Source organism: Paenibacillus oenotherae (genome assembly GCF_019443105.1).
In the GTDB taxonomy this organism is placed as follows: Bacteria; Bacillota; Bacilli; order Paenibacillales; family Paenibacillaceae; genus Paenibacillus_Z; species Paenibacillus_Z oenotherae.
In genome coordinates this window covers 45908-63934 of record NZ_JAHZIJ010000016.1, presented here as the reverse complement: position 1 = coordinate 63934, position 18027 = coordinate 45908, and the positions used below count along the sequence as shown (strand labels likewise).

The window sequence follows — 18027 nt, the reverse complement described above, 5'->3', positions numbered from 1 at the left end:
ATGTGCGGGTTCCACTGCTGGAACATTGTCCGTGAATCTTGGGATGTGAGGCAATCCTGGCTGCCCAGGCAATCCGTACCTGCCAAAGGCGAGCTACCGCTTGCTGTAGCCATCGGGCTTGGCAGTATGCCACGCCCAGGCGCTGCTGATGATGTTCTCCAGGCTGCTGCGGGTCGGGTTCCAGCCAAGCTCCTCGTGCGCGCGCCTGGAAGAAGCGATCAGCACGGCCGGGTCGCCTGCCCGTCTGGGCTCAGCAGAAGCCGCAATCTCACAACCGGTCACTTGCCGCGCAATGTCAATCACCTGCTTGACGGAGAAGCCTTGGCCATTGCCCAGATTGTACACGGCGCTGTCGCCGCCCTTCCTCAGCCGATCAACAGCCAGCAGATGGGCATCAGCCAGATCGCTGACATGGATATAATCACGGACGCATGTGCCATCCTCTGTCGGGTAATCCTCGCCGTAGATGGCGATATGCGGGCGCTTGCCGAGCGCTGTCTGCAGCACGAGCGGAATAAGATGCGTCTCTGGCGCATGGTCCTCGCCGATTGCGCCGCTGTCATGGGCGCCTGCAGCGTTGAAATAGCGCAACGACACATACTTGATGCCGTGAGCAATGTCGAACCAATGCATCATCCGCTCCATTGCAAGCTTCGTCTCGCCGTAAGTATTCGTCGGAAGTGTGCGGTCATGCTCGTCGAGCGGCAAATGAACAGGCTCGCCGTAAGTGGCGGCGGTTGAGGAGAATACGATTGTGCCCACCTTGTACTGGCTCATTTTCTCCAGCAGACAGAGCGTGCCGTATACGTTGTTATGATAATATTTGGCCGGATTCCCCATACTCTCGCCGACCAGCGAGCTGGCCGCAAAATGAATGACCGCTTCAATCTCATTCTCTTGAAAAACCGTATCCAGCAGCTCACTGTCGCGCAGGTCGCCTATATACAATTTGCCACCCAGCACCGCTTCCTTATGCCCCTGCTGAAGATTGTCCACAACAACAATTTCTTCCCCGCGCTCGAGCAGCGCAGCAACCGTATGCGAGCCGATGTAGCCCGCTCCTCCTGTAACTAGAACCGCCATCTTGCACCTCTCCTCTACTGGAACAGCTAGTGACAGGAATCCATCACCGCATTCACTTCTATATCATTTACAGCAGCTGCTCCACCCCGTTGCCAATCGTGCATACGTAGAAATCAGCTTGGAGGCCCGTTGCTGCGCTATATTCATCTGATACGGCTTGCTTGAACGCTTCAACCTGATCCTTGCGGACAAGCGATACGGTGCAGCCGCCGAAGCCTGCTCCGGTCATTCGCGACCCTAATACACCAGGAACGCGGCGTGCCGCATTGACCATAGCGTCCAGCTCCGTTCCTGTTACCTCGTACAGATCACGCAATGAATCATGCGACTCGTTCATCAGTCGGCCGAAAGCTGCAAGATCATCAGCCCCAAGCACTTCAATGGACTGGATGACCCGGTCGATCTCCTCCATCACATGTCTGGCGCGATTGCGAACCGTATGATCGCGGATGAGATGCTCATACTTCCTGAACTCCGCAAGCGAAAGCTGGCCAAGCAGCGCCAAATCCGGAAAGACCGCTTGCAGCTCCTTTACCGCCTGCTCGCACTGGCTCCGCCGCTCGTTGTACTTGGAGTCCAGAAGACCGCGGCGTTTATTCGTATTGCCGATAACAAGCTGATAATCCCCGGTATTGAAAGGAATCAGCTCGTATTCCAGCGTATCGCACAGGAGCATGATGGCATGATCCTTCTTGCCGTTCGCCACTGCGAATTGATCCATAATGCCGCATTGGACCCCGTTGAATTCATTCTCCGCCTTCTGGCAAAGCTTCGCTATCTCTATCCTGTCCGGTTTCAATCCGCACAGAGTCAGCAGCGCATAGGCGGTTACAACTTCAATCGATGCTGATGATGACAACCCTGCGCCATTGGGAATTTCGCCATGATACAGCAGATCAAATCCGGTCTCGAAGGTGCAGCCGCTCTGCTGCAGCTCGCTGACGACCCCCTTGGGATAGTTCATCCACTGATCCCCTTCTTCATATCGAATAGGAGAAATCGGCAGCAGCTTGTGCTCGGCGAAGTTCGTTGATGCAAGTCCAAGCAAGCTGTCCATCCGCTTGCGGATCAGCAATGTCGTTCCGAAGGTAAGCGCAGCCGGAAAAACGTAGCCTCCATTGTAATCTGTATGTTCTCCGATCAAATTGACTCTGCCTGGTGCGTGAAAGACGCTAATCTCTTCCGTTGACTTGCCATACAGCTGTTCAAATCGTTCAGTCAGCTCTTGGATGTTCGCCATAGTAATACCCGCTCTCCTTGGGTAGTTTCATTTTCTAGCCATAGTATAGCTTAATTCCCTCCATAACGAAAATGGTGCGATGTGTAGGTGCACATGGACAAATGTTACTTTTATCAAATGCAGATAAGGCGTATGATAGGATAACAGCAGCATTTGTTGTCAGCTTATAATGAGGAGGATTCAGGGAATGGAGCGACCGCCGGGATATACCGTCGTATCGAATCCTGCAGCTGCGCTGCATGGTAATTTATATGTATTATTCACAGGTGAGAGCCAGACGAGACCGAACCACCGGATAGGTCCAAAAGTATATAGTTTCTACCTGCTGCATCATATTTTGTCGGGTTCGGGCACCTTCACATGCGGGGATGAAGTCTATGAGCTGCGTGCGGGGCAATCCTTTCTCATACCGCCGGAGCAGCTCATCAGCTATGAATCCCATGGGGATAATCCTTGGCATTATCGCTGGATCGCCTTCGAGGGGCGAGATGCAGGGGAGCTTGCCGCATCAGTGGGACTGACAGCGGCACAGCCCATAGTCGATACCGGCACCAACCGGAGGATCGCTGTTCTCTTCCGCAATATGGAGCGAACATTCAGGAAGAGAGGGGCCCCCTCCTCTGTGCTGCTGCGCTCCACGGGCTATTTGCAGCTGCTGTTCGCTGAATATGCTGCATTGGCGGCTGACAACGGGGATCGCTTAATGACGGCGGTCGAGGATGAAGAGGCGTTGTCCCGGCAAGTCATCCGCTACTTCTCCTCGCAGTATGCCGAGCCGGTGTCAATGGAGAGTATGGCGGATACGCTCGGCTACAACCGCGCTTATTTATCCAGACTGTTCAAGCAGCAGACCGGCATGACACCGGTCACCTTTCTGCTTAAGCTGCGGCTGGACAAGGCACGTCTGCTGCTGCGGGAAAGAACGGAGCTGACGATTGAACAGATCGCTTCTTCTGCCGGCTTTCAAGACCCGCTCTATTTCTCCAAGCAATTCCGAAGGTTCTATGGCCAGCCGCCAAGCGCCTATCGGGAGGCGATGAGACAGCTGTAGATCGGGCGGCTTTGTTGAATGGCGCCTCTATGGCGCTACTCGACGAGCTCCTCCACCTTCTCCGCGAGAAACAGCGTGTACAGGCGTACGATAATGATTTTGAGCACCATGTAGATCGGTATCGCCAGGATAACGCCAACAATTCCCCACAGCTCGCCTGCAATCAGCATCAATAGGATCGTTGTGAGCGGGTGGATATCGAGCCGCTTGCCATAAATATGCGGCGACAGCAGGTTCCCTTCGATCTGCTGGGTCACAATGGTGACAATGATTACCCAGATCACCATCGCCGGCGAATCGATGAAAGCGACGATAATACACGGAATAGCACCCAGAATCGGCCCAATGTAGGGGATAATGTTCAGTACGGTGGCAATCACGGTGACCAGCAGCGCATACGGCAGGCCGATCAGCATAAATCCCGCATACATCATGACGCCCAGTAAAAATGTAATGATAACTCTGCCTATAATGAAGCCGCTTAATGCCCCGTCAATCTCTTCCAGCACCTCTTGCCCATCCTTGTTGTATCGCCGCGGAATGAGATGGAGCACCGATCTCGGTATCGATTCACCTTCCTTGAGCATGTAGTACAGAATAATCGGCGCTGTGGCAACTACAATGAAGAAGTTCGTCACGGCGGCAATGAAATTCGACACATAATCCGATGCTGCTGTAATGGCCTGATCCAGATACTCCGACAGCTTGGTTGACAGATCAGACTGATCGGGACTGAACATGGCGACAAGACGATTGTGCTGCAGCCTCTCTATCTGCTCTCTGAAGCTCTCAATAAATGCAGGAGCCCCCTCTGCGAATGTATGGATTTGTTTCATTAAAGCAGGCCATACGACAATAGCAAAAAGGGTTACAACAGCAGCCATCGCCAAATAAATAAGCAGTATCGCCGCTATCCGGTTCACTTTGCGATGAACGAGATACTGGACAATCGGGCGCATCAAATAATAGAAGAAGCCAGCCAGCATAAAAGGAACAATTAGCAGGTGGAACATCGCCTTGATCGGCTGGAACAAGAAGCTGACTTTGGATAACAAAAAAATAATGAGCAGCATCACGGTTATTGTCATGCATGTGCGAAACAACCGGCTTTGCGGCAAAGGCTCCCCCTCCTCTTCCTGTCTACAAAAAGTAGACCGTTCACAGATGAACGGTCTACTCGCTTGCTGCAGCAGCATGATGTGTGATGTGTGGCTGATGGCTATATAATCGGCGGATAGTACATGATGTCCGGATCGTATTCATCATCCTCATAAGGCTTGCCGCCCCAGGCAATGACTACGATTTTGTCACGGTCCATCTCTTCTTCCAGCCGCTGGGCTTCTGACTCGCTAATGCCCACCGATCTCATTTTGGCCCGCAGTTCAGCACCGCGAGAGCGGAAAATGTTCGCAATCGAAGTTCCGATTCCCTCTTCGCTTATGCCGATCTGCTCGGCATTGGTCTGCTCGGCAATTCGCTCTGTACGATCCTTCTCATGTGTCAGAACGAACAGCTGGTCTCTCGTATAGCCCTGCCGGATATAGCTGTCCAACTGCTCTCTCGCCTCATGAATCGTACTCACCGCATGTACACTTGTCACTCTAGTCGTAATCGCCATTTTTAATTCCTCCTCTTAATGTGCGGGTTTCGTACCCGCTTTGTGTCTGTTGTAAGCTCGAATCTCTGCCATGCTTGTGAAGCTTAGGTCAGACTCGTCTTCTTCCGAAAATAAGTGAGACGACGAACAAGATCAGAAATACGAAGAACAAGATTTTGGCTATGCCCGCCGCCGCTGATGCCAGCGTGAAAAATCCCATCACTCCAGCGACAATTGCAACAATGAAAAATAGTACTGCCCATCCTAACATAGACGCTCACCCTTTCTTAGTGGACTTGGACTCGTCTTGCATCGTTCTATGTTGCATATACACCAATGGCAGCAAGACTGAAACGCTGCGAAGGAAAGCGCAGGGCAGCCAGAAGCGGGCCCAGGCTTACTCGCTGTAGGACAAAACCCGTGTTGCGGATAATGTGTCTAGGATATGCGCGGGTCCAGCTCAGGCCATGCCAAAATATGAAGAAAGAACCTCTGCGCCCACTAGCTATGAGCTATGTGGGGCAGGAGGTTCTTTGCCAGGACGATATGCCAGATACAGGAAGAGGCGCTCCATGCTACAAGCAAGCTGCACGGATGCTACAGGAGGCGCAGCCGCAGGCATGGCTCGCGGCGCCCGACCGTTTGACCCGCGTCGTTAATAATCGACGGCGGGAACCCGCTGCGGATGCGCTCGGCGAGCTCGCCGCCGATGCGCAGCTGCTCCAGCACAGCGCAGGCAGCTTGCGGCCAAGCGGATTCAGTGCCGTCGTCCATCTTGATGGCGACGGCCAGTTGCTCTTGGCGCAAGGCGAAGACGAAGATGCCCTGCGCACCGCTTTTGGCGACGACGTTCCCGTCGCCAAGCATCGTTGTGGCCAGCCGCCCGGAGCCCTCGACGAGGGCGGGGTGGCTGTTCATGGCCGCGGCAATGCGCGCAGCCGCGGCTCTGACGGCGGTGTCCGCCCATGCCTCTGGCTGGGCGGCCAGCCGTGCATAGGCGAGCGCGATGCGCCATAGCGGCATCGCGAACACAGGTAAGCCGCAGCCATCAATTGCAAGGCGGATGGCTTCTGGCGGCAGACCTGCGAAGATGCTCACTATGCGCAGCACTTCGCGCTGAAGAGGATGATCCGGCTGCCAGTAGCTGTCAAGCGGCCAGCCGCGCTGCTTGCTGAGGGCAAGCATGCCGATATGCTTGCCTGCACATACGTGGTACAGCTTGCGAGGCTGCCCGCCTCCTTGCTGCCACTCATGCCGCCCTTTCATCCCGCTCGGCAATGTCTCATGAAATATCAGTTCCTCTTCTGCCACACCGGTCTGCACTAGCATCCGTTCCAGTACCGCCATATGCTCCGCCTCGCCTTGGTGGGACGCAGACATCAGCGCCAAAGCCGCATCATCCAGCCCGGCCTTCTCCACAGCTCCGGCCAATATAGCGGCAATCGCCTGAATCGGCTTGGCTGTTGACCGCATAAACGTCCACACATCCGCATTCCCTGCCGCAGCAACGAGCTTGCCGTCTGCCCGCACGACAGCCACATGCCCGCGATGGACGTTCTCTGCCATGCCGCCCCTTGTCGCAACCACAAGAGGCAGCCCGCCAATTTCATCCACTTCATTCCACCGTTCCTCTACCCTCATTGAACCAGCCTCGCCGAACACCTTCATGCTCACATCCTCACTCTGCTCCTCCTTCATACTCTCATCCTCACTCTGCTCCTCCCCAATACTCTCGTTCTCATTCCGCTCCTCATTCAAACTCTCGTATCCCCCCTGCTCCCCCTTCAAGCCCACGTCCTCTTTCCGTTCCTCCTTTAAACTCCCGTATCCGTCCTGATCCCCATTCATGCTCCCGTATCCGTCCTGATCCCCATTCATGCTCCCGTATCTGTTCTGATCCCCACTCATGCTCCCGTATCCTTCCTGCTCCTCATCGCTTAAACTCTCATCCCCATTCAACTCTACGTCCAACCGCTCGCCGCCATCCCCAGGCTCCTCATCCGGCATCATTACCGCCCCCATTCCAATGCCATTCCATCTATCTATCAGCTCAATCTCTACGTTTCCTCAATCCCATTTAACCTATTCGTTGCAGCAGCCGTTCGTTTCAAACGCCATAGGGTGCGGGTATAAAAGAGACATGAAGGAATACAACCAGGCGGAAGCCACTGCTTCTATGCCATACTCTTACCATTCAAATAAAGGAGCTGACGATCATGGAAAACGTGAATAATCGACAAGCAGGCGGTAATAAATTGTGGAAAGGTCTCATTATTGGCGGTGCGGTAGGCGCTACAGCTGCATTGCTGATGACACCCAAATCAGGCAAGGATATGAGGGAGACCATTCGCCGCAAATCAACCGAGCTCTCCTCAGCGGCTCGCGAGCATGCAGGTACATTAGCCACTCAAGCGAAGGATAAAGCCAGTGATGTCAGCACCCGGGTTAATGAAATCGGTAAAGCTGCGGCAAATAAAGTGGCTGCTGCCGCTGAACAAACGGCACATGTCTTCCAGAATATGAAACGAAATGAAGAAGGAGTGAGTCCCAATGGATCATCGAACGGAGCGGCAATTGAAAGGTCTCAATCCTGATTCACAGCCTGCCTCAGGTCAAGCGGGACGCAAATCCGCACCCATCGAGCAAGCCAAGAACGGCTCCATGGTTCAAGATGAGCAGGATATGAGGCGCCTTGGCAACGATATGAAAGGCATGAAGACCAACTCACAGCTGCAGGAGGACGGTTGGATTCCTGATCCGATTCAAGAATAATCATCCATGAATAACGAGGGGGAAACCCCTCTTTTTTCTGTCCTCATCTCGTATATTCTCATTACTACTCAACATATTAGGCTTATTGGGCATAATAAGCAACGGGAGGTACAGCGCAATGAAAGATCTCTATTATGGTGAAGCTTACTGGCCAACGACTCTGCCGGATTTCCATTCTTACCCGCCTCTGCAATCCGACGTGCGTTACCGTGTTGCAATTATAGGCGGAGGCATATCCGGCGTTCTATGCGGATACATTCTGGCCCAGGCCGGCATCAATGCTGTTATACTGGAGCGTGGAGAAGTAGCTGGAGGAAGCACTTCGGTGAATACGGGTTTGCTGCAATTCTGCAATGATATTATGCTCACGGAGTTAATTCAGCAGATCGGCGAGCATGATGCCGTTCAATTCTACCGAGCGTGCAGAGGAGCTATAGAGCAAATCGGCCATATTGCTTCTGAACTGGGGACGGCAGCCGGATTCAGCCGGAGAAGCAGCTTGTATTATGCAAGCACAGAGCAGGATGTGCCTAAGCTGCGGCGTGAATATGAAGCGCTGCTGGCTAATGGATTTCCGGTCGAATACTGGGAACCGGATCAAATTATGCAGCACTTCCCATTTCGCAAGCCGGGGGCAATGGTTACGCATGGAGACGCCGAGATTAACCCGTTCCAATTCGTTCATGCGCTTGCCGGGGCATCATCGAAGCTCGGTCTCGCCATTCATGAGCATACGGACATTATCGCCCATGATACGACCGATAATGGCGTGCACCGCCTGAAGACAGGCGCTGGAGCTGTAGTGGAGGCAGACCATGTTATCTATGCCATCGGCTACGAGCCGGAGGAGCTTCGCGGACATCTGATCTCTGCTGAACTTAATCGTACATATGCTATCGCCACAGAGCCGCAAGAGAATGCTGCTACCTGGCATGAAAGGTTTCTCATCTGGGAAACTGCACGGCCTTACTTATATATGCGGACAACAGCTGACGGGAGAATTATTGCCGGGGGCCTGGATGAGAAGAAGCCTGAGCCTACCAGCAGCGAGCAGTCGCGGCACAAGAGAACGGACAAGCTGCACAAGCAGGTTATGCAACTGTTCCCGACACTGGATGCGCCCGTCGCTTATGACTGGACAGCAACATTCGGCGAGTCGCGGGACAACCTCCCCTTCATCGGCATGGATCCCGCTTGTCGGGGAGTCTATTATTGTCTGGGCTACGGCGGCAACGGCTCCGTCTACAGCATGATTGCCGCAACTATACTTCGCAGCCTCATACGCGGGGAGGATCATCCCATTGCCTCCATTGTCAGACTCGACAGACCGTCCATACTGAAACGCATATAGCCCCTCCCGGGCACAACAGCAAAACCCCGTCCCTTGCCTCTGTGCAAGCGATGGGGTTTTGTTGTTGCTCCAGCGGCTGGCCTTGCTCAAGCTTTCCTTGAATCATAATTCACAAAAGCGGCGACAGCATTCTCGCGATGACTTCGCTGGCCCGCTGCCAGCGAGGCCGCTGCTTGAAGGAATGCAGATGGATTTCTTCACTGTCCTCCATATCCTGAATGAAATCCTTCTCCAGCTTATCAATGGCGGACTGGTCGAACAACAGCGCATTGAGCTCGAAATTGCTGAAGAAGCTGCGCATATCCATATTAGCTGTGCCTACAGAAGCGATCAGGTTATCTACGATCAGCACTTTGGAGTGGACAAACCCCTTCTTATAGCGATAGATTCGCACGCCTGCAGCAAGCATATCCTCCACATAGGACAGAGACGCATACAGGACGAGATTGGAGTCAGCCACATAAGGGATGATCAGCCGTACATCGACGCCGCTGAGCGCTGCTGTTCTCAGCCCCATCAGCACGCTGGCATCGGGGATAAAGTAAGGTGTCGTTATGTAGATTCTCGTCTTCGCCACCGATACCGCCGAGAACACGACCTCCAATATGGTGTCCGCGATGCTGCTTGGACCGCTCGATACAATCTGCACCTGCTCCTCTGACACGCATGCATGCTCCGGCAAATAAGCGGAATCACTCAGCCGTTTCTTCGTGGTGAACCACCAGTCCCTCATGAAGATATCCTGCAAAAAATAAACCGCGTCCCCTTTCACCTGCAGATGGGTATCACGCCAGAAGCCAAGCTTCTTATTGCCGCCCAAGTATTCATCCCCGATATTGATCCCCCCGACAAAACCGATCAGACCGTCTACGACGACGATCTTGCGATGATTGCGGTAATTCATCCGTTTGTCGAAGAAAGCCAGCCGGGGTGTCAGGAAGCAGGTCGTTTCAATGCCCGCCTGGTGCAAATCCCGCAAGTATTGATTGCTGAGCTCCAGGCTCCCTACTCCGTCGTATATAACCCGTACTTCTACCCCCTCATGCGCCTTCCTGATCAGAGCCTCCTTGAACTTCCGGCCAATTCCGTCATCTCTGATCGTGTAATATTCCAGGTGAATATGATGCTTCGCGCCTTCTATCGCAGCCAATATGGCAGGGAAGGTCTCCTCTCCGTTCGTAAGCACCTGCGTCTCATTGCAGCTCGTAATCGGCGAGAGCGACATGCTTTGCAGCATCCGGTACAATCGTTCCTGGTGGGCGAATTGTCCGCTGTTGATATCAGTAGGGCGATTGACAAGCTTGCAGCGCAGCAGCGCCTGCAGCCGTATCTCCTCCGCCACGACACGGCTTTTGCGAACCGTCCGGCGGCGCTGATATTCTTTGGCCAGAAAATAATACATGACAAAGCCGATAATCGGGAAAATAAATAAAATTAATAACCATGCGACGGTCTTGGATGGATGGCGGAATTCCAATATAAGAATCGTAGCAATTTGGAAGATAAAAATGAGAAATGCCAGTGTGAACCAGATCATAGCTTCGCCCCTGTCAGCCTTGAAATATGTATAGTTTTAACTCCGAGCTGCTGTCGTATGCGCCGATTATTTGGCATGTTTCTTGGCTTCTAAGAATAAATAGCTATAGAACGTTCAAACTCATTGCCGGCCGGAAGGAGAACGCCTATTGAAACGAACCCGGAAGAAAAAGTGGTCGCTGTTGGTCTTGCGCGACGCGGATCAGAACGTCAAACAATTCCGTGTGTCGAAACGATCGGTCGTCGCTGCACCAGCCGCCGCTGTGCTTGCGGTATCAAGCTGCATCGCCCTGCTCCAGCTTCGCTCCGCTAACGAGCTTGCCTATGTGGAGGAGGCTATGACAGCCCAAGTGAATGCTTACACACATACGATTCAGGAGAAGGACGAGAGCGTAGTCTCACTCAAGCTCGAAATTGAACGTCTGAAGAAGCAGTCCACAGAGATGAAGACGAAGCTCACCGACCTGAAGCAGCTCGAAACCAAGCTGCAGAAATTCACAGAAACATACGGCCGCACTGTCAGTCCGACAGAAGCGGTGAATGTCCCCAGGAAGGAGGTATCGACCAGCAGCTACTCTGCCTCAGCCGATGATGCAGCCCGCACTATGGCCAAACTGGCTGCCCAATCCGATCTTGATTTTCGCGCGATTGCGAGCCTGGTTGACGCGATGGGCGTTACGATGGCGGATTCCCTCCGCAAAACTCAGCTGCGCCGGGCCCAGCTCGCGGCAATCCCATCCGGCTGGCCCACTCAATCGCATAAGCTAACGTCTGGCTTCGGCTACCGCAAGGATCCTTTTACCGGCCGCTCAACCTTCCATGCGGGAGTTGATATTAGCGGAGATGAAGGAGATACGATCTTCGCAGCCGCTGACGGTACTGTAACTGAGACAGGCTCCAATGCCAGTAAAGGTAATTATATCGTAATCACTCACCGCAACAATCTCAAGACGGTTTACTATCATTTAAAGCGCGTGGAGGCCAAACGAAACGATACCGTAGTAAGGGGCGAGAAGATCGGCCTTCTCGGCACAACGGGAAGAAGCACCGCCCCCCATCTTCATTTTCAGATTATGCAGAATGATGAGCCTGTCAATCCGCTCAAATACTTGCGACTGGTGAAGGAGGACTAATGCCAATGTTCAAGGATAATAAGAGACCCGCTGCAAAAACCGATACCTTGATCGGACAAGGAACACATATGGAAGGGAAAATGATCAGCGAGGCCGGCATTCGCATCGAGGGCGAATACTGGGGCGACATCGAGTGCAGAAGTGAAGTCATTGTCGGGGAATGCGGAATTGCGAAGTCCAGCATTACTGCCAGTGATGTGACGATTGCCGGGAAAATTTACGGAGATATTGCAACCAAGGGCCGCCTGACCATTACGGCAACCGGACAGCTTCACGGCAATGCCACCGTAGGCATGCTGCTTATTCAGGAGGGCGGCCAGCTCAACGGCACCTGCCGGATGGAGCGGACCGCGGATGCCAAGCCGCGTGGATCAGCAGGGACAGAGTCCCAGCAGAGCAAGGATGGAGCGAATAAAGAGAAGGCGCTGCAGGCCGGATAATACAGCGGAGCTGTCCAGAAAGTCCTGATGGGAAATCTCAGCTCCCACTCGATCATGGGACTGACTGTTGACGTACTCCTCGCCAGAGGACGATCCGTCATTCAAACGCCGAGACATGCCAGCTAGGCGAAAACTGCGAAACGGCATGTATTTGCTCGTTTCTGACCCCATGAAGGTGAAATGCCTGCCAGCGTGCAGGCATTTCACCTTCGTTTCTCCTTATCGCCCGATTTTGTCTCAAATTCATGCACGATCGCAGGAATTTCATCATTAAGGCGTCTTGCAACCAAAATTCATGCACATTCGCAGGCTTCTTACTCCGTCACTCTGCTTTCCAAACACATGGAGAAGAGGTGCGGCCCAGTTTCTATGACGACACGTCTCTTTTGTTGAATATGAACCATGTAGTAGCTATGAAAATCACATAGTATACGCCGTAAACTGCCATGGAGAAGGGAAGGGTGAACTCCTCTTTGCGCGGCGCGCCGTCCAGGTATGGAACGAAGTTCATGTGCAGGAACAAGACATAGTCCACCCACTCATAGCCCAGAGCGAACAAGATGCGGGCAATGCCCATGCCTGATGTAAGAATAAGCAGGGATAGGACAATAGCGAGCACGCTGCTGCGGAATACAGCTGACATCATGAACGAGATCGTAACGAGCATCACCAGCTCAATAAATTTGTTGCCGTAATATAAGAGGATGTACTCGATAGGCCTCATGTCCCTTACGGATCCGAAGGATTCATGCACAACAGAATTGCTGTTGTCAAAGGGGAACAGGAGCAGATTAACCCCCAATGTTAGCACGAACATGATCGCACCGAGCAGCAATCCGAACAATAGAATGCTTACATATTTCGATAGCAGAATTTTGGATCTGCTCCAGGGTCGAATGAGCAGCAGCTTGATCGTCCCGCTGCTGAATTCGTTCGCCACGCTGTTCGCCGCTACAACGACGGTAAAGATCGCGATAAAGAAGAACAGGATATAGGTCTGCTCGAACATAGCCGCCCAGCTGATGGGCTCAAACTCGCTAGGAATAAATTTCAACAGAGCGGACAAGCCGATCTGCAGAATGACGATAAAACCGATCATAAACCATGTCTGGATCCGGCTGTAGATCTTCAGGTTCTCATTGCGCACCAGCTGCCAAAAATTAAACAATTCGTTCGCCTCCAGTCATTTCGAGGAATTGATCTTCCAGCGACTTGTTCTGGACACGAATCGCATACACCTTGAAGCCTGCCGTAATCAGCCTGGCATTGATCGCCGCCACCTCTTCACGATCGGCATTCACCCACAGCAATCCCTGATAAAGGCCCGCTGTCTGTCCTTGAAGCACTTCAAGCGCTTCCTCAGCCCGGTCAACTTCAAACAATACACGCTGCGCCTCCGTATCCGGAATCGCAGTCTGCCGGATGGAACGGTTGTCAATGAGCTGCCCGTTCTGGATAATCACGACCCGATCGCACATCAGCTCCATCTCGCTGAGCAAATGGCTGGATACGAACACGGTAATGCCCTCATCCTTGGCCAGCTTGCGCAAGTAATCACGGAGCTCGCGTATGCCCTGGGGATCAAGTCCGTTCGTCGGCTCATCCAATATGAGCAGCGAGGGCTTGTGCAGAATAGCCTGCGCGATGCCAAGCCGCTGCCGCATGCCAAGCGAATAGGTTTTCACCTTATCGTGAATGCGCGCCTTCAGTCCGATCAATTCCACCACTTCATCTATGCGCTGTCGTGTAATGCCTGGAACCATTCTTGAGTAGTGAAGCAAATTCTGATAACCGGTCAAATATTTGTACATCTCCGGATTCTCGACGATAGCCCCCACATGACGGATGGCCTTCTCAAAGTCGTGCCTGATGCTCTGGCCGCGAATAATAACGTCACCGTCTGTTATCGAAATTAATCCGACCATCATTCGTATCGTGGTCGTCTTCCCTGCACCATTGGGACCAATAAAGCCGAACACTTCAGCCTCTTGCAGATCAACCGACAGCCCGTCGATAATCTTCCTTTTCCCAATGATCTTGGTCACATTCTTTAATTGGACGACTGGCTTGCCCGTTTCATTAAACTCCACCGGAATTCCTCCTGTTCAGGCGATGGTAATGCTTGCCTGGGCATGCATCCTGTCTATTATACTGAACGAAGAAAGCGATTGGAAGTTCCTCTAGAGAAAATAATACCTGCCCCGTCAGTGCACTTCCACTGATTGGACAGGTATCGGAATTACAAGTATGCGGCCAAATAATTTGTTGAGTAAATGACCTCAGGCGCAGCAGAATCGTTATATTGGGTATTGTTCGAGATATGCAGGACACTTGGCTTTCCTTGCCCAGCCATTGTTTCAGCGCACTCCAGCATATCTTCCCTCGACAATGTAGAACTGCAGGATTTACAACAGCCCAGCGGATGTATTCCCCGGAAAAATCCGGTTCTAAATAAAATATCCGCTTCATTACACATAAACATGCTGCCGCAGCTAACACAACAAAACCGATCCTTAACTTGCATTCGCTGTCCTCTCCTTTTCACCCATATATTCTACTTTATGTATCAAATTATTTGATTATGTTACATATCGTATCAATTTATTCTTAGAATATGACAAATATCGAGGGATGTCAATAGATAGCAGCCGTTTATTAGCTTATTTTGTCGTGAATACGCTTACAAGCAATCGTTTAAAAGGGCCTCGGTATCGCTGATACGCACGTAAGCGCCTTCATGAATGTTTGGCAGCTTTAATTGGACTCTTGCTTGGTCTTCTCCGCAGCCCGCCAATCCGTCAGCACGACCTGCTCTGTCAATGGCCGATGCAATCCGGCTACCACCTCTGCAGCATTGGGGTTGCTGGCTCCGATTACGATACGCTCCGGCTTCATCATATCTCGCACAACCGAGCCCTGCCGCATGAATTCGGGTACGGCTACAACATCGAAGGGTTCAGTCGTCGTCTCAGCGATCCACTGTTCAATCCGTGCATGGGTTCCGACGGGAACCGTGCTCTTCGTCATGACATAAGTGTAGCCTGACAAATATATGGAGAATGAACGAACAGCCGCCTCCAAATCGCTCAAATCACTGTCCCCTCGGGGCAATTGTGGTGTCCCCACTGCCAATATAACCACATCTGCTGATGTGACAGCCGTCATTGAGTTTGCAAAAAACAGGCGATGCTCGCTTGCCTGCTGCCTGAGCAGCTCGCAAAGTCCTTCTTCATATATGGTCAAGCGCCCAGCTGACAGTTCACTAATCTTCTCATCGTCACGATCAATGCATACAACGCGATGGCCAAGCCGGGCAAAGCAAATCCCCGTCACCAGCCCTGCATGTCCCGCCCCAATCACTGCCATCTCCACGCCCAGCGCCCCCCTGAAACTTATCGTGACCCTTCATACTACTGCTGTTCAGGGTTGTTGGATGGAGCAGACTCGTCAACGCCTCATGTCCAGATGATAGCCGACGCCCTCCATTTGCTCCGACATTCGTCTGTAGAGATCATGGATGCGCTGCTCCCGGGGAGACATCTCGCGAAGCTTCTCGCCTAATGCCCGGACGATGGCCAGCCTGAGCGTGCGGTCCGGAATAAATTCACAGCCATACTTGTACTGATTCTCCTCCCTGCGCCGCCACTTGACATTCCCGATGACACTGAACTGCCAGTCCCCTAATGCGATCACCGCTCGAAGCACATAATCATTGTTGACAGGGAATCGAAGATGGGTCAGAAACTGCATCCCGTACGGGCCCAGATCATGAAGCATGACCCGAGTCGCTCCCGATTCTGTACGCTTGCCGAGAACATCGATGATCGATATCGTCGCTTCAACCCCGCTATGTATACGAATGCGCATGCGGGATCTCTTCACAAAATTCGAATTCACTTTCATGCTTATTCAGCCTCAATCCTAATGATTTCGATACTATTCCCGTCATCCCGCATAAGATACATAATGTATCAAATAGAATAAAAAAAATGCCGCCTAGATATAAGCAGAATTATGCCATCAACGCCCTTCCTTTGCAGTTGGACTGTACCTCTTCTCGCAGCTTCGCCTCCTCTTAGGCTGTTAGAGCCCTCTCGATTGGCATGCTATCCGTAAATTCCCCATTGATCTGCCACGGGAGCAGACATGAATGCCTGCCCGCTGATTCATTTCCTCTTTAATTTATGATACATTACGTATCGTGTCAAGCGTTATTTCTCATTTTTCTCATCATTTTCCTCATTTCCCTCATACGACCATAGCATTTTCCATTCTCCCGACACCGCCACCGCATAACAAGGCTGAACCAGCTCGAAGTTGCCGAAGGGACTCCGGTAGATTTGAGTCACTCTGATCTCGTATGCCTCCGCGAAAGGCTCCGATTCCTTGCTCATCCGCCAGTTGGTCACAAGCCTGGGCTCGCTCGCATAGAACTCGAACGTCTTCACGCCAAAATCCTGCATCATAATATGAGCGCGCCGCTGAATATAGGTGGATTTGTCGAAATAGGCTGTCATAAGCGGATGAAAAAGCTCCCACGAGCTTCCGAAATCTCCTGCCTGCTCGAACGTATAGAACGACTTCACAAGCTTGAGCGCATCAGGATCCTCGCCCTCTGAGAACATCGAGGTTATGTTATGCCAGGTCATCCAGCCTATTGCAACAATTAATAGAGCGATAAACAGCTTCAACCTAAACGGGCCTATCCGCCGCTGCTTCCTCAGCATACCTTACCGGGACCTCCTCATTATGAAGCTACTTCACTTTATGAGACAAGGCTCCCGTTTATGACATTGCCAGAGCAGGCCGCGTTAATTGGCTTCCAGATGATTCTTAAGCAGGCGGTGTATTCTGCCGCGCTCCTTCTCCCCAACGATGTAATACCATATTCCGTTGATGGTCTGGCCTTTGCCCTGGATTTCGACCGTTTCGACTCTATTCACAGCCGGCCTGTATTCGGCTATGAACGTCTTCATATCATCGAATGAGATGCTGGTCTTAATACTGTCGCCCACTTCCTTCAGCAAATCCTGCACACGGGTTATATTGGACAAGCTCATAGAGCTCCGCATTATTTGTTGAAGAATCTCGCGCTGTCTGTCATTGCGGCCCATGTCTCCTTTAGGATCATCGTAGCGCATCCGCGAGTACAGTAGTGCATCGGAACCATTCAGCGACAGACCGCCTCTCTTGAACTGATGGCCGTTGATGGTGAAGGACAGCGGATTATCGACCTCTACGCCGCCGATCAGATCGATCAATCTGGCGAAGCCCTCCATATTTACCTTCATATAATGATCGATAGGGTAATCGAGGAATTGCTCCACCGTATGAATGGACATCTCAATTCCGCCGAATGCGTATGCGTGATTGATTTTATCCTCCGCTGCACGCCCTGCAATTATGGTTCGCGTATCCCGGGGAATGTTGAACATCACCATGGAATTTTTGGCAGGATTGACGGACAGCACGATCATCGTATCAGACCGCCCCCGGTCGTTCTTGCGCTCGTCCACACCCAATATAAGCACATTGAACGGTTCCCGGTTCTTGAACTGGACAGGCACGATCCTCTGCTTGACCCCAGGGTCCTTGCTCACATAGATCGGCTTGGCCGCTTCCTCGTAGATTTGCGCAGCAACCTTCTCGACCGAGCTGTACAGATGCCAGACATAGCCTCCTGCGACTAATAGCATGCATAGAGCAATACAGCCTGACCAGACCATAATCTTCTTCCATTTCCGCTTCATTTCTACTATCCCCTATCCTACAAAAGTCTTTTGCTATGGTGCTGCAGGTATTGCATTAATAGGTAAAATGGGTT

Annotated in this window: 19 protein-coding genes; 6 read left to right on the top strand and 13 right to left on the bottom strand. The window is 52.2% G+C overall.

Annotated features, from left to right (window positions below):
* Positions 1-93: 93 nt before the first annotated feature.
* Together galE and K0T92_RS18750 are read right to left on the bottom strand one after the other, a co-directional pair.
* Positions 94-1083 (bottom strand): UDP-glucose 4-epimerase GalE, encoded by a 990-nt coding sequence (gene galE / locus K0T92_RS18755; RefSeq protein WP_219874013.1) that lies wholly within the window; start codon positions 1081-1083, stop codon positions 94-96.
* Positions 1084-1150: 67 nt separating this feature from the next.
* Entirely contained in the window at positions 1151-2323 is a 1173-nt protein-coding gene (locus K0T92_RS18750) for a galactokinase (protein ID WP_219874012.1), read from the bottom strand.
* Between the two features lie 187 nt (positions 2324-2510).
* Here K0T92_RS18750 and K0T92_RS18745 point away from each other — a divergent pair, with 187 nt between their 5' ends.
* Positions 2511-3374, top strand: coding sequence for an AraC family transcriptional regulator (locus K0T92_RS18745; RefSeq protein WP_219874011.1), 864 nt, complete (start codon positions 2511-2513; stop codon positions 3372-3374).
* 35 nt (positions 3375-3409) lie between these two features.
* Here the strand turns inward: K0T92_RS18745 and K0T92_RS18740 are convergent, their stop codons facing one another.
* The 4 genes from K0T92_RS18740 to K0T92_RS18725 all read right to left on the bottom strand — a co-directional run bounded on the left by K0T92_RS18740 (position 3410) and on the right by K0T92_RS18725 (position 6981).
* Complete coding sequence (locus tag K0T92_RS18740) at positions 3410-4492, bottom strand: AI-2E family transporter (RefSeq protein ID WP_246628264.1); 1083 nt, start codon at positions 4490-4492, stop codon at positions 3410-3412.
* A 101-nt stretch (positions 4493-4593) separates the two neighbouring features.
* A complete protein-coding gene (locus K0T92_RS18735) occupies positions 4594-4992 on the bottom strand; it encodes a YflT domain-containing protein (RefSeq protein ID WP_219874009.1) in 399 nt (132 codons plus the stop codon).
* An 88-nt stretch (positions 4993-5080) separates the two neighbouring features.
* Positions 5081-5242 carry a DUF1328 domain-containing protein gene (locus K0T92_RS18730; protein ID WP_219874008.1) on the bottom strand — a complete coding sequence of 54 codons (162 nt, stop codon included), beginning with the start codon at positions 5240-5242 and terminating at the stop codon, positions 5081-5083.
* A 326-nt stretch (positions 5243-5568) separates the two neighbouring features.
* A complete protein-coding gene (locus tag K0T92_RS18725) occupies positions 5569-6981 on the bottom strand; it encodes an asparaginase (protein ID WP_219874007.1) in 1413 nt (470 codons plus the stop codon).
* A 206-nt stretch (positions 6982-7187) separates the two neighbouring features.
* Here K0T92_RS18725 and K0T92_RS18720 point away from each other — a divergent pair, with 206 nt between their 5' ends.
* The 3 genes from K0T92_RS18720 to K0T92_RS18710 all read left to right on the top strand — a co-directional run bounded on the left by K0T92_RS18720 (position 7188) and on the right by K0T92_RS18710 (position 9094).
* Complete coding sequence (locus tag K0T92_RS18720; protein WP_219874006.1) at positions 7188-7565, top strand: YtxH domain-containing protein; 378 nt, start codon at positions 7188-7190, stop codon at positions 7563-7565.
* Complete coding sequence (locus tag K0T92_RS18715; protein WP_219874005.1) at positions 7522-7743, top strand: hypothetical protein; 222 nt, start codon at positions 7522-7524, stop codon at positions 7741-7743. The genes K0T92_RS18720 and K0T92_RS18715 overlap by 44 nt, the downstream gene beginning before the upstream one ends.
* A gap of 118 nt (positions 7744-7861) precedes the next feature.
* Positions 7862-9094: an NAD(P)/FAD-dependent oxidoreductase gene (locus K0T92_RS18710; protein ID WP_219874004.1), complete on the top strand. Its 1233-nt coding sequence runs from the start codon at positions 7862-7864 to the stop codon at positions 9092-9094.
* 109 nt (positions 9095-9203) lie between these two features.
* Here the strand turns inward: K0T92_RS18710 and cls are convergent, their stop codons facing one another.
* On the bottom strand, positions 9204-10631 hold the full coding sequence (gene cls / locus K0T92_RS18705; RefSeq protein WP_219874003.1) for a cardiolipin synthase: 1428 nt from the start codon (positions 10629-10631) through the stop codon (positions 9204-9206).
* Positions 10632-10779: 148 nt separating this feature from the next.
* On the opposite strand from cls, the gene K0T92_RS18700 reads away from it, so the two are divergent.
* Both K0T92_RS18700 and K0T92_RS18695 read left to right on the top strand, forming a co-directional pair.
* Entirely contained in the window at positions 10780-11763 is a 984-nt protein-coding gene (locus tag K0T92_RS18700) for a M23 family metallopeptidase (protein WP_219874002.1), read from the top strand.
* Between the two features lie 5 nt (positions 11764-11768).
* Positions 11769-12203, top strand: a complete 435-nt coding sequence (locus K0T92_RS18695) for a bactofilin family protein (protein WP_219874001.1) — start codon at positions 11769-11771, stop codon at positions 12201-12203.
* Positions 12204-12570: 367 nt separating this feature from the next.
* On the opposite strand, the gene K0T92_RS18690 is transcribed toward K0T92_RS18695, so the two are convergent.
* From K0T92_RS18690 to K0T92_RS18665, 6 genes are all read right to left on the bottom strand, one after another.
* The gene (locus K0T92_RS18690; protein ID WP_219874000.1) at positions 12571-13371 is read right to left on the bottom strand and encodes an ABC transporter permease; all 801 of its coding nucleotides are present in this window, start codon (positions 13369-13371) and stop codon (positions 12571-12573) included.
* Positions 13364-14293, bottom strand: coding sequence for an ABC transporter ATP-binding protein (locus tag K0T92_RS18685; protein ID WP_219873999.1), 930 nt, complete (start codon positions 14291-14293; stop codon positions 13364-13366). The genes K0T92_RS18690 and K0T92_RS18685 overlap by 8 nt, the downstream gene beginning before the upstream one ends.
* 664 nt (positions 14294-14957) lie before the next feature.
* The gene (locus K0T92_RS18680; protein WP_246628273.1) at positions 14958-15569 is read right to left on the bottom strand and encodes an FAD-dependent monooxygenase; all 612 of its coding nucleotides are present in this window, start codon (positions 15567-15569) and stop codon (positions 14958-14960) included.
* Between the two features lie 81 nt (positions 15570-15650).
* Positions 15651-16070, bottom strand: a complete 420-nt coding sequence (locus tag K0T92_RS18675) for a PilZ domain-containing protein (RefSeq protein WP_219873997.1) — start codon at positions 16068-16070, stop codon at positions 15651-15653.
* A gap of 344 nt (positions 16071-16414) precedes the next feature.
* Complete coding sequence (locus K0T92_RS18670) at positions 16415-16930, bottom strand: hypothetical protein (protein ID WP_219873996.1); 516 nt, start codon at positions 16928-16930, stop codon at positions 16415-16417.
* A gap of 84 nt (positions 16931-17014) precedes the next feature.
* Positions 17015-17953 (bottom strand): LCP family glycopolymer transferase, encoded by a 939-nt coding sequence (locus tag K0T92_RS18665; RefSeq protein WP_219873995.1) that lies wholly within the window; start codon positions 17951-17953, stop codon positions 17015-17017.
* Positions 17954-18027 lie beyond the last annotated feature (74 nt).

What these genes read in the sequence shown, in the direction of transcription:
- K0T92_RS18725 (WP_219874007.1), bottom strand. Translation starts at nt 6,981, where the DNA reads ATGATGCCGGATGAGGAGCCTGGGGATGGCGGCGAGCGGTTGGACGTA.
- K0T92_RS18710 (WP_219874004.1), top strand. Translation starts at nt 7,862, where the DNA reads ATGAAAGATCTCTATTATGGTGAAGCTTACTGGCCAACGACTCTGCCG.
- K0T92_RS18665 (WP_219873995.1), bottom strand. Translation starts at nt 17,953, where the DNA reads ATGAAGCGGAAATGGAAGAAGATTATGGTCTGGTCAGGCTGTATTGCT.
- K0T92_RS18745 (WP_219874011.1), top strand. Translation starts at nt 2,511, where the DNA reads ATGGAGCGACCGCCGGGATATACCGTCGTATCGAATCCTGCAGCTGCG.
- K0T92_RS18730 (WP_219874008.1), bottom strand. Translation starts at nt 5,242, where the DNA reads ATGTTAGGATGGGCAGTACTATTTTTCATTGTTGCAATTGTCGCTGGA.
- K0T92_RS18680 (WP_246628273.1), bottom strand. Translation starts at nt 15,569, where the DNA reads ATGGCAGTGATTGGGGCGGGACATGCAGGGCTGGTGACGGGGATTTGC.
- K0T92_RS18720 (WP_219874006.1), top strand. Translation starts at nt 7,188, where the DNA reads ATGGAAAACGTGAATAATCGACAAGCAGGCGGTAATAAATTGTGGAAA.
- galE (WP_219874013.1), bottom strand. Translation starts at nt 1,083, where the DNA reads ATGGCGGTTCTAGTTACAGGAGGAGCGGGCTACATCGGCTCGCATACG.
- K0T92_RS18695 (WP_219874001.1), top strand. Translation starts at nt 11,769, where the DNA reads ATGTTCAAGGATAATAAGAGACCCGCTGCAAAAACCGATACCTTGATC.
- cls (WP_219874003.1), bottom strand. Translation starts at nt 10,631, where the DNA reads ATGATCTGGTTCACACTGGCATTTCTCATTTTTATCTTCCAAATTGCT.
- K0T92_RS18750 (WP_219874012.1), bottom strand. Translation starts at nt 2,323, where the DNA reads ATGGCGAACATCCAAGAGCTGACTGAACGATTTGAACAGCTGTATGGC.
- K0T92_RS18675 (WP_219873997.1), bottom strand. Translation starts at nt 16,070, where the DNA reads ATGCGCATTCGTATACATAGCGGGGTTGAAGCGACGATATCGATCATC.
- K0T92_RS18715 (WP_219874005.1), top strand. Translation starts at nt 7,522, where the DNA reads ATGGATCATCGAACGGAGCGGCAATTGAAAGGTCTCAATCCTGATTCA.
- K0T92_RS18735 (WP_219874009.1), bottom strand. Translation starts at nt 4,992, where the DNA reads ATGGCGATTACGACTAGAGTGACAAGTGTACATGCGGTGAGTACGATT.
- K0T92_RS18670 (WP_219873996.1), bottom strand. Translation starts at nt 16,930, where the DNA reads ATGCTGAGGAAGCAGCGGCGGATAGGCCCGTTTAGGTTGAAGCTGTTT.